The sequence below is a fragment of the Pseudomonas sp. MSSRFD41 genome (assembly GCF_014230245.1).
In the GTDB taxonomy this organism is placed as follows: Bacteria; Pseudomonadota; Gammaproteobacteria; order Pseudomonadales; family Pseudomonadaceae; genus Aquipseudomonas; species Aquipseudomonas piscis.
In genome coordinates, this window is the sequence record NZ_JACKZK010000002.1 from 398,176 (window position 1) to 410,222 (window position 12,047).

Consider the following 12,047-nt stretch of genomic DNA (forward strand, 5'->3'; position numbering starts at 1 on the left):
CATGCGTCAGTACTGGATGATCGCCGGGTTGCTCCTGGCAATGGGGGGTTGTGCTTCGCAACCGGCGCAAAAGAGCCAGGAAGCGGTGTTGGCCGAAGTGGCGAGCCTGATGTCCCGGCAGGGGCAGGCCAGCGGCCAGCCGCCTTCGTTGCTGGTTACCCGGATCAACAGCCACGGCCTGCTGGCCGATCGTGTGACGATCGCGGCGGGAGGCGGGCAGGACCGTATGAATGTACGTGAGCTGTTCGCCCAGGCTGCTGCCAGCGGCGACGCCCGGGTGGTGATCTTCGGCGCCAACCCGGCCCTGGACCAGGCGATCGTTGCTGGCGCGCTGAGCGAACAGCGTTTTCCCGGCGTCTGGCTGCTCTTCGTCGGCGAACCGGAGCAGTCCCGGCAGATGCAGGCCAGCGCCGAAGCAGCGGGCCTCAGGTACTGGTTCATCAGCCGCTACCAGTGACCCTCCGGACGTCTTCCACGGCTGGCTGAACCTCGGCTGTCACAGTCCGCAGGTAGGCTGCGCGCAGGCTCCCGCAGGGCGCCCGGCACTATTCCTGCGGGGTGAAGGCTGGCAGACTGCGGGTCTTTTCCCGCTGTCTGTCTTGAGGCTGTATGCCAACGTTTTCACAGCGTCACCTGTTGTTCATCAGTTGGATCATCATCTTTGGCGGCTTGCTGCTGGCCCTGCCGTTGCGCTTGCTGCCCAGCCTGCTGGCCGGGCTGCTGGTGTTCGAGCTGGTGAACATGCTCACCCCGCAACTGCAGCGCCTGATCGAGGGCCGGCGCGCGCGCTGGCTGGCGGTGGCCCTGCTCGGCACCCTGGTGGTCAGCCTGCTGACCCTGCTGTTCGCCGGGGCCATCAGTTTCCTGTTGCATGAAGCGGAGAACCCCGGGGCGTCGCTGGGCAAGTTCATGCTGGTGGTGGACAAGGCCCGGGGCCAGCTGCCGCCGTTCCTCGATTCCTACCTGCCGGCCAGCGCTGCCGAGTTCCAGGCGGCCATCGGCGCCTGGGCCAGCAAGCACCTGAGCGAGCTGCAACTGGTGGGCAAGGACGCGGCGCACATGTTCGTGACCTTGCTGATCGGCATGGTGCTGGGGGCGATCATCGCCTTGCAGCGCATTCCCGACCTGACCAAGCGCAAGCCCCTGGCGGCGGCCCTGTTCGACCGCCTGCACCTGTTGGTCCAGGCGTTTCGCAACATCGTCTTCGCGCAGATCAAGATTTCCCTGCTCAACACCTTCTTCACCGGGATCTTCCTGGCCCTGGTGCTGCCGATGTTCGGGGTCAAGCTGCCCCTGACCAAGACCCTGATCGTCCTGACCTTCCTGCTGGGGCTGCTGCCGGTGATCGGCAACCTGATCTCCAACACCCTGATCACCATCGTCGGCCTGTCGCTGTCGATCTGGGTGGCGGTGGCGGCCCTGGGCTACCTGATCGTGATCCACAAGCTGGAATACTTCCTCAACGCACGGATCGTTGGTGGGCAGATCAGCGCCAAGTCCTGGGAGCTGCTGTTGGCGATGCTGGTGTTCGAAGCAGCGTTCGGCCTGCCGGGGGTGGTGGCGGGGCCGATCTACTACGCCTACCTGAAAAGCGAATTGAAACAGGCGGGCCTGGTTTAAGAGCAGCGGCAAGCTTGCAGCTTCAAGCCGCAAGCTAAAGCCGACTGCGCTCTTGCTCTTACTTGTGGCTTGCCGCTTGAAGCTTGCCGCTGCTTTTACCCGTAGCGCTTCTTGGCCTCGATGGCCAGGCCGCTGCCGATGCTGCCGAAAATGTTGCCTTCCACGTGCCGGGCATTGGGCAGCATGGCCGCCACGCTCTGGCGCAGGGCTGGAATGCCGCTGGAACCACCGGTGAAGAACACCGTGTCGACCTGGCCCACGCTGACATTGGCCTCGCCAAGCAGCTGGGTGACGCTGGCGCGGATGCGCTCCAGCAGGTTGTCGATGGACGACTCGAACAGGGCCCGGGTGAGGTCGACGCTCAGGTCGCGCTCGATGCGGTCCAGGGGCACCAGGCGGTGGTCGGCGTGGGTCAGCTGGATCTTGGTTTCTTCCACTTCCATGGCCAGCCAATGGCCGGCACGTTGCTCGATCAGCTTGAACAGCCGGTCGATGCCGCCAGTGTCCTCGATGTCGTAGCGCATGCTGCCCAGGGCCAGCTGGGACTTCTGCGAATACACCGAGTTGATGGTGTGCCAGGTCGCCAGGTTCATGTGGTGGCTGGTGGGCATGTAGGCGCCGCTTTTCATCCGGCTGCCATAACCGAACAACGGCATCACCCCGGCCAGGGACAGTTGCTTGTCGAAGTCGGTACCACCCACATGCACGCCGCCGGTGGCGAGGATGTCGTCGTGGCGGTTGTCGACGCCACGGCGCTCGGGGGACAGGCGCACCAGGGAGAAGTCCGAGGTACCACCGCCGATGTCGACGATCAGCACCAGTTCCTCGCGCTCGATACTGGATTCGTAGTCGAAGGCCGCGGCAATGGGTTCGTACTGGAAGGACACCTCCTTGAAGCCGACCTTGCGCGCCACTTCCACCAGGGTGTCTTCGGCTTCCTGGTCGGCGGCGGCATCGTCATCGACGAAGAACACCGGGCGCCCCAGCACCACTTCGGTGAATTCCCGACCGGCGGTGGCTTCGGCGCGGCTCTTGAGCTGGCCGATGAACAGTCCCAGGAGATCCTTGAACGGCATGGCCGTGCCCAGCACGCTGGTGTCGTGCTTGATCAGCTTGGAGCCCAGCAGGCTTTTCAGCGAGCGCATCAGGCGGCCTTCGTAGCCTTCCAGGTACTCGTGCAGGGCCAGGCGGCCATAGACCGGACGCCGTTCCTCGATATTGAAGAACACCACCGACGGCAGGGTGATCTTGTCGTCCTCCAGGGCGATCAACGTCTCCTGCCCGGGGCGCAGCCAGCCGACGGTGGAGTTGGAGGTGCCGAAGTCGATGCCGCAGCCGCGGGCCGGGGAGGCGTTGTTCATGTCTTTCCAGTTCCGGTCAAAAAAACGGCCGCGCAGCGTACGCCAGTCGCCCGCCGTTGCAAAGGCCGGATATCTGCTAATTCGTCACCGGGTTCGTCTTGAAAGACTATCCTTGACCCCCAAACTTGCAGGCATGAGCCTGGTAGCCACAAGGGGTCGCAAGATCCGCCGGCGGCTGCCGATAAACTTCTGATGCGCCGTTCAGTCAGAGAATCAGACAGGTCGATTCTCATGCTGCCAGACCGGGCCAGCTGTGCTGCACGCCGCGCGACTTCGATAACGGATGGTGATTCCCTCGATGGACTTCAAAGACTATTACAAGATTCTCGGCGTGGAGCCGACAGCGGACGACAAGGCGATCAAGGCCGCCTATCGCAAGCTGGCGCGCAAGTACCACCCCGACGTCAGTAAGGAAAAGGATGCCGAGGCCAAGTTCAAGGACGCCTCGGAAGCCTACGAGGCGCTCAAGAGCGCCGATAAGCGCGCCGAGTACGACGACCTGCGCAAGTACGGCCAGCATGGCCAGCCGTTCCAGGGGCCGCCGGGCTGGCAGAGCCGTAGCGGCTTCGGCGGCGGTGGCGGTGGGGATTTCTCGGACTTCTTCAGCTCGATCTTTGGTAACCGGGGGCCAGGATTCGGCGGCCCGGAACAGCGTCGCAGCAGCGGCCGTCGCGGACAGGATGTGGAAATGGAACTGCCGATCTTTCTCGAAGAAACCCTGTCGACCGAGTCCAAGAAGATCAGTTTCCAGGTGCCGCAATACAACGCGTCCGGCCAGCATGTGAGCAACACCAGCAAGAGCCTGAACGTGAAGATCCCGGCCGGGGTCACCGATGGTGAGCGTATCCGCCTCAAGGGCCAGGGGGCTCCGGGCGTCGGTGGCGGGGCCAATGGCGACCTGTACCTGACCATCCGTTTCGCCCCCCATCCGAAGTTCGATGTCGAGGGTGAGAACCTGATCATCACCCTGCCGCTGGCACCCTGGGAACTGGCGCTGGGGACCGAGGTGGCGGTGCCGACCCTGACCGGCAAGATCAACCTCAAGGTGCCTGCCGGCAGCCAGAACGGCCAGCGCATGCGTGCCAAGGGCCACGGCTTGTTGAACAAGGCCGGCCAGCGCGGCTACCTGTTCGTGCAGCTCAAGGCGGTGATGCCCAAGCACACCAGCGACGAGGTCAAGGCCTTGTGGCAGGAACTGGCGAAGAAGGCGGCGTTCGACCCACGGGAACAATTCTGATTCGACACTAGGAGGCGCTGATCATGAGCACCCTGATCGTTGAGCTGGACATGGAAGAATTCTGTGAAGTGGCCGACCTGCCGGCGGCCTACGTGATCGAAATCGTCGAGCACGGCATCCTCGAACCTCAGGGCCGTGCGCCCAAGGAGTGGCGATTCAACGATCATGAGTTATCCCTGGCCAAGCGCGCGGCGAAGTTGCACCGCGAGCTGGACCTGGAATGGGAAGGCGTCGCCCTGGCGCTGGACCTGCTCGAAGAAGTGCGGCAACTGCGCACCGAAAACCGCATGCTCCGCCAGCGCCTGGGTCGCCTGCTGGTGGATTGACCGGCGCCCCGGCCTATCAGCCGAATGTGGTAGCCGCGGCTGAGCGCCAGCGAAGCTGCGACCCAGGACGCGGTCCTTGTCGATCCCGCGCCATTGCGGGGGCTGCGTGCAATCCCGATCCTCGTAAACCCACCGCTTTTGCGGTCGCTGCGCGTCCGTGCGCAGCCTCGCTGGTGCTCGACAGCGGCTACAGGGCTAGAACAGGAAGTAGCGCTGGGCCATGGGCAGTACATCCGCCGGTTCGCACCACAGCAGCACGCCATCGGCCTTGACCTGGTAGGTCTGTGGGTCGACCTCGATCTGCGGCAGGTAGTCGTTGTGGATCAGGTCGCCCTTGCGCACGCTGCGACAACCCTTGGCCACGGCGATGCGCTTCTTCAAGCCCAACCGCTCCGGTACCCCGGCGTCCTGCGCCGCCTGGCTGATGAAGGTCAGGCTGGTGGCATGGCGGCTGCCGGCGAAGCTGGCGAACATCGGCCGGTAGTGCACCGGCTGGGGTGTCGGGATCGAAGCGTTGGCATCGCCCATCAGGCTCGCGGCGATGGCCCCGCCCTTGAGGATCAGGCTCGGCTTGACCCCGAAGAACGCCGGGCGCCACAGCACCAGGTCGGCCCACTTGCCCACTTCGATGGAACCCACCTCATGGCTGATGCCGTGGGTGATGGCCGGGTTGATGGTGTACTTGGCGATGTAGCGCTTGACCCGGAAATTGCTGTTGCCCGGCCCGTCTTCCGGCAATGGCCCGCGCTGGCGCAGCATCTTGTCGGCGGTCTGCCAGGTGCGGGTCACCACCTCGCCGACCCTGCCCATGGCCTGGCTGTCGGAGCTGATCATCGAGAACGCCCCCAGGTCGTGGAGGATGTCCTCGGCGGCGATGGTTTCCCGACGGATGCGGCTTTCGGCGAAGGCCACGTCCTCGGCGATGCTCGGGTCCAGGTGATGGCAGACCATGAGCATGTCCAGGTGTTCGTCGATGGTGTTGCGGGTGAAGGGCCGGGTCGGGTTGGTGGAGCTGGGCAGCACGTTGGAAAAACCGCAGGCCTTGATGATGTCCGGCGCATGGCCGCCACCGGCGCCTTCGGTGTGGTAGGTGTGGATGGTGCGGCCCTTGAAGGCACCGAGGGTGGTCTCGACGAAACCCGACTCGTTCAGGGTGTCGGTGTGGATCGCCACCTGCACATCGTATTCGTCGGCCACGCTCAGGCAGTTGTCGATGCTGGCCGGGGTGCTGCCCCAGTCTTCGTGCAACTTGAGGCCGATGGCCCCGGCCCGAACCTGCTCCACCAGCGGTCCCGGCAGGCTGGCGTTGCCCTTGCCGGTGAAGCCGATGTTCATGGGGAAGGCGTCGGCGGCCTGGAGCATGCGCGCCATGTGCCAGGGCCCCGGGGTGCAAGTGGTGGCGTTGGTCCCGGTGGCAGGTCCCGTGCCGCCGCCGATCATGGTGGTGACGCCGCTCATCAGCGCTTCTTCGATCTGCTGCGGGCAGATGAAGTGGATATGGGTATCGACACCGCCAGCGGTGAGCAGCATGCCTTCGCCGGCGATCACCTCGGTGCTGGCGCCGATGGCGATGGTCACGTCGGGCTGGATATCCGGGTTGCCGGCCTTGCCGATGGCGGCGATACGCCCGTCCTTCAGGCCGACGTCGGCCTTGACGATGCCCCAGTGGTCGATGATCAGGGCGTTGGTGATCAGGGTGTCCACCACCTCGGCCGCCAGCAACTGGCCCTGGCCCATGCCGTCGCGGATCACCTTGCCGCCGCCGAACTTCACCTCTTCACCGTAGGTGGTGAAGTCCTTCTCTACCTCGATCCACAGCTCGGTATCGGCCAGCCGGACCTTGTCGCCCACCGTTGGGCCGAACATGTCGGCATATGCCTCGCGGGAAATGCGCATTCCTCGTTCCTCGGAACAGAGCTGCAAGCCATAAGCTGCAAGCTACAAGTAAAAGAAAGCCGCCCAGAGCCGCCGCACTGCTCTTTCTTGCAGCTTGTGGCTCGCAGCTTGAAGCTGATCTTTAAAGATCGCCCATGACCCGCCCGGCGAAACCGAACACCCGGCGCTGGCCGCCCAGCTCCACCAGTTCCACCTCGCGGGTCTGTCCCGGTTCGAAGCGCACCGCGGTGCCGGCGGCGATGTTCAGGCGCATGCCGCGGCTGGCGGCACGGTCGAAGACCAGGGCGTCGTTGGTTTCGAAGAAGTGATAGTGGGAGCCGACCTGGATCGGTCGGTCGCCGCTGTTGGCCACATTCAGGGTCAGGGTGCGGCGCCCGGCGTTGAGTTCGATGTCGCCGGGCAGGAGCTGGTATTGGCCGGGGATCACTGGGGTTGCTCCAGGGTCTTGAAGTAGATGGCGGTCGGGCTGTGGCGGCCGTCCGGGCCCTGGCAGTAGTTGGGCAGCTCGCCCACCCGGGTGTAGCCCAGGGCACGGTAGAACTCCTCGGCGGGCGAACCGGCCTCGGTATCCAGGTACAGCAGGCCACGCTTGAGATGGCGCGCGGCCTGTTCCAGGACATTCATCAACTGCTGGCCCAGGCCCCGGCGCCGGGCGCTATGCAAGACCTGGAGCTTCTGCACTTCGGCCCGGTTGCGTCCGTTGGCCTTCATGCACAGCGCCAGCTGCACGCTGGCCAGGACCTTTTCCTCATCGACCACCACCCACAGCAACAGGCTGCCGTCCTCGACACCGGCCTGCACGTCGGCGACATAGGCCTGGGCCTGGCTGTCGTCGAGGTCGGCCATGAAGCCGATGGACGCGCCATGGCGGACCGAGTCGAACAGCAGTTCGATCAAGCCCTGGCGGTAGTGGGCAAAGCTTTCTCCATGGACCCGTCGCAATTGGCCGGCGTTCATCGAAGTGTCACTCCTTGTGAGGGGCGGGTGGTTGTGCCCCGGGGTTGAGGATCAGTTGCATGAAGGTCAGGTCCAGCCAGCGTCCGAACTTGGTGCCCACCTGGGGCATCTGCCCAGTGGTGATGAAGCCCAGGCGTTGATGCAGGCGGATCGAGGCGCCATTGCCGCTTTCGATGGCGGCCACCACCACGTGCTTGTGGCAGGCGCGGGCGCGTTCGAGCAGCACCTCCATCAACTTCGGGCCCAGGCCGTTGCCGCGCTGGTCGCTGCGCACGTAGACCGAATGCTCGACGCTGTGGCGAAACCCATCGAAGGGCCGCCAGTCACCGAAGGAAGCGTAGCCCAGTACCTGCCCTGCGCTGTCGACCACCACCAGCACCGGATAACCCTGGGCCTGGCGGGCGCTGAACCAGGCCTGGCGGTTATCCAGGTCCACCGGGGACTCGTTCCAGATCGCGGTGGTATTGAGCACGGCGTCGTTGTAGATATCGCGGATCGCCGGCAGGTCGGCGTGCACCGCGTCACGGATCCGATACGTCATGGGCGTTCCTCAGGCAATGGGCTGGTGGACGGTGACCAGCTTGGTCCCATCGACGAAAGTGGCTTCTACCTGGACCTCCGGAATCATTTCCGCAATGCCCTCCATCACCTGCTCGCGGCTGAGCAAGGTGGTGCCGTAGTGCATCAGCTCGGCCACGCTCTGGCCGTCACGGGCGCCTTCGAGCAGGGCGGCGCAGATGTAGGCCATGGCCTCCGGGTAGTTCAGCTTGAGGCCACGGGCCAGGCGTCGTTCGGCCACCAGGCCGGCAGTGAAGATCAGCAGCTTGTCTTTTTCGCGTGGGGTCAGGTCCATCGTGGTCGGTCCGTGGTCGGGCAGTTGAAGGAAAACGGGCGGTTCATGTGTTCCAGATCCTTGGTGGTACGGCGGCGCGTCCCAGCAGTGCCGGGCGCAACAAGCGCCACAGGTCCATCAGCCAGGCCCGGGCCTGCAAGGCTTCGCTGGCCAGGCAGCGCGCCAGCAACAGGCCCGGCAACTGGCTCAGGTCGCCGCGCACCGGGTGTTCCAGCGCGCGGCAGCGTTCCAGTAGTTGGGCATCGATCTCGCCGGTGACCAGCAAGGTGGCGAACACCGGCTGGCCGTCGAGGCCGACCGGGGAGTCGAGCAAGCCGTCGCCGCCGCTGATGCGCTGGCGCTCATGCCACAGCGGCCGGCCATCGCGACGGATCTCCAGGTGGGCCTGGAAGTGCCCTTGGGCGAAGCGCTCGCCACTGGCCGGGCGTCCGAGGGCGACGATGTCCCAGTAGCACAGCCGGGCATCGCCATGCAGTTCGATGCGGGTCGTCAGCTCGGTCTGGGCGGCGCTGAACACGATGGTTTCCTGGGGCAGCCATTCCAGGGTCGCTCCTGGCGCCACCGCAAGTTCCAGGAGCTGGCTGGCGGGGCTGGCGGCGCGGTACCACTTGGCCGCTCCGGGGCTGGTCAACTGGGCCCAGGCGCCGCTATCGACCCGGGTGCGGATGGCCAGGCGGTCGCCACCGGCAATGCCCCCCGGAGGGTGGACGATGATGTGCTGGCAGACCTGCGGGCCTTCGGCATACAGGTGCTTCTGCACCCGCAGCGGGCCCTGGTGGCGGCGCAGCACCGGGCGCGTGGCGTTGCCGGTGCAGGCATAGGCCAGTTCCAGCTCGGCGTGCCAGCTGGGGGTGAACAGGGCGTGGGCGGCAGGTGAGTTCATGGGCAATCGATATTGTTAGGAGGCTACAGATTAGATCGTAACCAGGCCGCGTACACCGTCGGCCTGCATATTTTCACCCCGGCCCTGCTGGATGATTTCCCCGCGGGACATCACCAGGTAGTGGTCCGCCAGTTCGGCGGCAAAATCGTAGAACTGCTCCACCAGCAGGATCGCCATGTCGCCCCGGGCCGCCAGTTGGCGGATCACCGCGCCGATCTCCTTGATCACCGAGGGCTGGATGCCTTCGGTGGGTTCATCGAGGATCAGCAAGCGCGGGCGACTGGCCAGGGCCCGGCCGATGGCCAGTTGTTGCTGCTGGCCGCCGGAAAGATCGCCGCCCCGGCGTTGCTTCATCTGCTGCAGCACCGGGAACAGTTCGTAGATGAAGGCCGGCACCTCCCGGGCCTCATGCGCGGCGAAGCGTGACAGGCCCATCAGCAGGTTCTCCTCCACACTCAGGCGGGCGAAGATCTCCCGGCCCTGGGGCACGTAGGCGATGCCGGCATGGACCCGCTGGTGCGGCTTGTCGCCGGTAATGGCCCGGCCTTCCCAGGTAACCGCACCGTCCCTGGCCGGCAGCAGGCCCATCAGGCATTTGAGCAAGGTGGTCTTGCCCACCCCGTTGCGCCCGAGCAGGCAAGTGACTTCGCCGACCCTGGCCTCGAACGAAAGGCCCCGCAGGATGTGGCTACCGCCGTAGTACTGGTGAAGCTTGTCGACTTGCAGCATGTCGAATTCCTTTAAACAAACTGTAGGAGCATGGGGGGACGCCCAGTCCTTGCCCGCGATGGACGTTAACGATGACGCGTGCTGCCTGAGTGAACGCATCGCTTTCAGGTTCTTCGCGGGCAAGCCTCGCTCCTACAAAGAATCATCAGCGGCCGAGGTAGACCTCGATCACCCGCTGGTTTTCCTGCACCTGCGCCAGGGAGCCTTCGGCCAGCACGCTGCCCTGGTGCAGCACGGTGACGTGGTCGGCGATCGCGCCGACGAAGCCCATGTCGTGCTCCACCACCATCAGCGAGTGCTGGCCGGCCAGGCCCTTGAACAGCTCGGCGGTGAACTCGGTCTCGGCGTCGGTCATGCCCGCCACCGGCTCGTCGAGCAACAACAGTTGGGGCTCCTGCACCAGCAGCATGCCGATCTCCAGGAACTGCTTCTGGCCGTGGGACAGCAAGCCGGCCGGGCGTCGGGCCGAACTGGCCAGGCGGATGGTGTCCAGCACCTGGGCGATGCGATCCTGCTGTTCGCTGCCCAGGCGCGCGCCGAGGCAGGCCCATACCGACTTGTCGGTGCGGTAGGCCAGTTCCAGGTTCTCGAACACGCTCAGGGCCTCGAACACCGTGGGCTTCTGGAATTTGCGGCCGATCCCGGCCTGGGCGATCTGCACCTCGCTCAAGCGGGTCAGGTCCAGGGTCTCGCCGAACCAGGCCTTGCCCCGGGTGGGGCGGGTCTTGCCGGTGATCACGTCCATCAGGGTGGTCTTGCCGGCGCCGTTGGGGCCGATGATGCAGCGCAGCTCGCCGACGCCGATGTACAGGTTCAGGTCGTTGAGGGCCTTGAAGCCATCGAAGCTGACGCTGATGTCCTCCAGGGTCAGGATGGTGCCATGGCGGGTGTCCAGGCCCTTGCCCGTGGCCTGGCCGAGGCCGATGGCATCGCGGCCGCTGCCGGCATCCTTGTTGCTGTCGAGAATGGGGTCGAGCATGCCGTCCACCGTGGCCGTGATTCTCATGATTCACCCCTGTGCTTGAACAGGCCGATCACGCCCTTGGGCAGGTACAGGGTCACCACGATGAACAGCGCGCCCAGGAAGAACAGCCAGTAGTCCGGGAAGGCCACGGTGAACCAGCTCTTCATGCCATTGACCAGGCCGGCGCCGAGCAGCGGGCCGATCAGCGTGCCGCGTCCGCCCAGGGCGACCCAGACGGCGGCCTCGATGGAGTTGGTCGGGGACATTTCGCTGGGGTTGATGATGCCGACCTGGGGCACATACAGGGCCCCGGCCAGGCCGCACAGCACCGCACTCAGGACCCAGACGAAAAGCTTGAACCCGCGAGGATCGTAGCCGCAGAACATCAGGCGGTTCTCGGCATCGCGCAGCGCCGTCAGCACCCGGCCGAACTTGCTTCGCGACAGGCGCCAACCCAGGTACAGGCTGCCCACCAGCAACGCCAGCGTGGCCAGGAACAGCGCCGCCCGGGTGCCGGGCTCGGTGATGCCGAAGCCCATGATGCTGCGGAAATTGGTGAAGCCGTTGTTGCCGCCCAAACCCGTCTCGTTGCGAAAGAACAGCAGCATCGCGGCGAAGGTCAGGGCCTGGGTCATGATCGAGAAATACACGCCCTTGATTCGCGAGCGGAAGGCGAAGAAACCGAACGCCAGGGCCAAGAGTCCCGGTGCCAGCACCACCAGGCACAAGGCCCAGAGGAAGTGCTCGGTGCCGGCCCAGTACCAGGGCAACTCGCTCCACGACAAGAAGGTCATGAACGCTGGCAGGCCGTCGCCCGCGGCCTGGCGCATCAGGTACATGCCCATGGCGTAGCCACCCAGGGCGAAGAACAGGCCATGCCCCAGGGACAGCAGCCCGGCATAACCCCAGACCAGGTCCAGGGCCAGGGCGACCACGGCGTAGCAGAGGATCTTGCCCACCAGGGTCAGGGTATAGGCCGAGACGTGCAGTGGATTGTCCGCCGGCAACAGCGCCAGCAGTGGCAGGGCCAGCAGCGCCAGGAGCAGCAGGGCGCCGACGCTGATGGTGACTCTGGGCCCGGCCTTCTGGCTCGCGGTGATGAGCAGTGGCTGGTTCATCGCGGCGTGCTCGCGATGGTGGTACGGGCGGTTTCGCTAGGGCTGCTGGCAAACATAGTGGTGTTCCTTCTCGGGGCCGCCGCCAGCGAGGCGACGGCGCGTT

The 12,047-nt window shown here is 65.3% G+C and carries 14 protein-coding genes; 4 read left to right on the plus strand and 10 right to left on the minus strand.

Translation table 11 applies throughout. From position 1 onward, the window contains the following. Position 1 precedes the first annotated feature (1 nt). Both H7A76_RS05420 and H7A76_RS05425 read left to right on the plus strand, forming a co-directional pair. Positions 2-457, plus strand: a complete 456-nt coding sequence (locus H7A76_RS05420; RefSeq protein ID WP_260497911.1) for a hypothetical protein — start codon at positions 2-4, stop codon at positions 455-457. Positions 458-609: 152 nt separating this feature from the next. Beyond that, entirely contained in the window at positions 610-1,620 is a 1,011-nt protein-coding gene (locus tag H7A76_RS05425) for an AI-2E family transporter (RefSeq protein ID WP_031320782.1), read from the plus strand. Positions 1,621-1,715: 95 nt separating this feature from the next. Here H7A76_RS05425 and H7A76_RS05430 read toward each other — a convergent pair whose 3' ends face one another. Then, positions 1,716-2,981, minus strand: a complete 1,266-nt coding sequence (locus H7A76_RS05430; RefSeq protein WP_185697551.1) for an Hsp70 family protein — start codon at positions 2,979-2,981, stop codon at positions 1,716-1,718. 298 nt (positions 2,982-3,279) lie between these two features. Here H7A76_RS05430 and H7A76_RS05435 point away from each other — a divergent pair, with 298 nt between their 5' ends. Together H7A76_RS05435 and H7A76_RS05440 are read left to right on the plus strand one after the other, a co-directional pair. Then, a complete protein-coding gene (locus tag H7A76_RS05435; RefSeq protein ID WP_185697552.1) occupies positions 3,280-4,218 on the plus strand; it encodes a DnaJ C-terminal domain-containing protein in 939 nt (312 codons plus the stop codon). Positions 4,219-4,238: 20 nt separating this feature from the next. Beyond that, the gene (locus H7A76_RS05440) at positions 4,239-4,544 is read left to right on the plus strand and encodes a chaperone modulator CbpM (RefSeq protein WP_185697795.1); all 306 of its coding nucleotides are present in this window, start codon (positions 4,239-4,241) and stop codon (positions 4,542-4,544) included. Between the two features lie 195 nt (positions 4,545-4,739). On the opposite strand, the gene ureC is transcribed toward H7A76_RS05440, so the two are convergent. The 9 genes from ureC to urtC form a co-directional block, all read right to left on the minus strand. Beyond that, complete coding sequence (gene ureC, locus H7A76_RS05445; RefSeq protein ID WP_185697553.1) at positions 4,740-6,440, minus strand: urease subunit alpha; 1,701 nt, start codon at positions 6,438-6,440, stop codon at positions 4,740-4,742. Positions 6,441-6,561: 121 nt separating this feature from the next. Next, entirely contained in the window at positions 6,562-6,867 is a 306-nt protein-coding gene (locus H7A76_RS05450) for an urease subunit beta (RefSeq protein ID WP_185697554.1), read from the minus strand. Beyond that, positions 6,864-7,397, minus strand: coding sequence for an N-acetyltransferase (locus tag H7A76_RS05455; protein WP_185697555.1), 534 nt, complete (start codon positions 7,395-7,397; stop codon positions 6,864-6,866). The genes H7A76_RS05450 and H7A76_RS05455 overlap by 4 nt, the downstream gene beginning before the upstream one ends. Positions 7,398-7,404: 7 nt before the next feature. Beyond that, a complete protein-coding gene (locus tag H7A76_RS05460; RefSeq protein WP_185697556.1) occupies positions 7,405-7,938 on the minus strand; it encodes a GNAT family N-acetyltransferase in 534 nt (177 codons plus the stop codon). A 9-nt stretch (positions 7,939-7,947) separates the two neighbouring features. Next, the gene (gene ureA, locus H7A76_RS05465; protein ID WP_185697557.1) at positions 7,948-8,250 is read right to left on the minus strand and encodes an urease subunit gamma; all 303 of its coding nucleotides are present in this window, start codon (positions 8,248-8,250) and stop codon (positions 7,948-7,950) included. Between the two features lie 43 nt (positions 8,251-8,293). Then, positions 8,294-9,133: an urease accessory protein UreD gene (locus H7A76_RS05470; RefSeq protein ID WP_185697558.1), complete on the minus strand. Its 840-nt coding sequence runs from the start codon at positions 9,131-9,133 to the stop codon at positions 8,294-8,296. Between the two features lie 30 nt (positions 9,134-9,163). Beyond that, positions 9,164-9,862, minus strand: coding sequence for an urea ABC transporter ATP-binding subunit UrtE (urtE, locus tag H7A76_RS05475; protein WP_068577069.1), 699 nt, complete (start codon positions 9,860-9,862; stop codon positions 9,164-9,166). Positions 9,863-10,007: 145 nt separating this feature from the next. Beyond that, positions 10,008-10,868 carry an urea ABC transporter ATP-binding protein UrtD gene (urtD, locus tag H7A76_RS05480; protein WP_185697559.1) on the minus strand — a complete coding sequence of 287 codons (861 nt, stop codon included), beginning with the start codon at positions 10,866-10,868 and terminating at the stop codon, positions 10,008-10,010. After that, positions 10,865-11,944 (minus strand): urea ABC transporter permease subunit UrtC, encoded by a 1,080-nt coding sequence (urtC, locus tag H7A76_RS05485; protein WP_185697560.1) that lies wholly within the window; start codon positions 11,942-11,944, stop codon positions 10,865-10,867. Before urtC ends, urtD begins: the two co-directional genes overlap by 4 nt. Positions 11,945-12,047 lie beyond the last annotated feature (103 nt).

What these genes read in the sequence shown, in the direction of transcription:
- H7A76_RS05455 (WP_185697555.1), bottom strand. Translation starts at nt 7,397, where the DNA reads ATGAACGCCGGCCAATTGCGACGGGTCCATGGAGAAAGCTTTGCCCAC.
- H7A76_RS05435 (WP_185697552.1), top strand. Translation starts at nt 3,280, where the DNA reads ATGGACTTCAAAGACTATTACAAGATTCTCGGCGTGGAGCCGACAGCG.
- urtC (WP_185697560.1), bottom strand. Translation starts at nt 11,944, where the DNA reads ATGAACCAGCCACTGCTCATCACCGCGAGCCAGAAGGCCGGGCCCAGA.
- H7A76_RS05425 (WP_031320782.1), top strand. Translation starts at nt 610, where the DNA reads ATGCCAACGTTTTCACAGCGTCACCTGTTGTTCATCAGTTGGATCATC.
- H7A76_RS05460 (WP_185697556.1), bottom strand. Translation starts at nt 7,938, where the DNA reads ATGACGTATCGGATCCGTGACGCGGTGCACGCCGACCTGCCGGCGATC.
- urtD (WP_185697559.1), bottom strand. Translation starts at nt 10,868, where the DNA reads ATGAGAATCACGGCCACGGTGGACGGCATGCTCGACCCCATTCTCGAC.
- ureC (WP_185697553.1), bottom strand. Translation starts at nt 6,440, where the DNA reads ATGCGCATTTCCCGCGAGGCATATGCCGACATGTTCGGCCCAACGGTG.
- H7A76_RS05420 (WP_260497911.1), top strand. Translation starts at nt 2, where the DNA reads ATGCGTCAGTACTGGATGATCGCCGGGTTGCTCCTGGCAATGGGGGGT.
- H7A76_RS05430 (WP_185697551.1), bottom strand. Translation starts at nt 2,981, where the DNA reads ATGAACAACGCCTCCCCGGCCCGCGGCTGCGGCATCGACTTCGGCACC.
- H7A76_RS05470 (WP_185697558.1), bottom strand. Translation starts at nt 9,133, where the DNA reads ATGAACTCACCTGCCGCCCACGCCCTGTTCACCCCCAGCTGGCACGCC.
- ureA (WP_185697557.1), bottom strand. Translation starts at nt 8,250, where the DNA reads ATGGACCTGACCCCACGCGAAAAAGACAAGCTGCTGATCTTCACTGCC.
- urtE (WP_068577069.1), bottom strand. Translation starts at nt 9,862, where the DNA reads ATGCTGCAAGTCGACAAGCTTCACCAGTACTACGGCGGTAGCCACATC.